The 297-nt window shown below is 37.0% G+C and carries 1 protein-coding gene; it reads right to left on the bottom strand.

Going from position 1 to position 297, the window contains the following annotated elements:
* The coding region (locus FUA24_RS08315; protein ID WP_187388226.1) for an acyl-CoA dehydrogenase family protein at nucleotides 1-297 on the bottom strand (297 nt) is incomplete at both ends.

Genomic DNA, 297 nt, shown 5'->3' with positions numbered 1-297 from the left:
TCTGCAGGTACAACCGTGTCATTGAAAAATACCTGACGCGTTGAAGAAGCACGGATACCAAGTTTATGTTCTTCTTCACCCATAGTAATTCCGTTAGGGTTTTCAGGGTCATACTCAACTATAAATCCGGTAATGTATTTATCATCTTCAATTCTTGCAAAAACAATCATTAAATTACAGAAACCTGCGTTTGATATCCACATTTTTTGTCCTGTAATTTTATAGCTTTTTCCATCTTCAGAAAGTACAGCTTTTGTTTTACCCGAGTTGGCATCACTACCAGCACTTGGTTCTGTT

Source organism: Seonamhaeicola marinus (genome assembly GCF_008085455.1).
The sequence above is the reverse complement of the archived record's forward strand: the minus strand, read 5'-3'. Positions and strand labels throughout refer to the sequence as shown.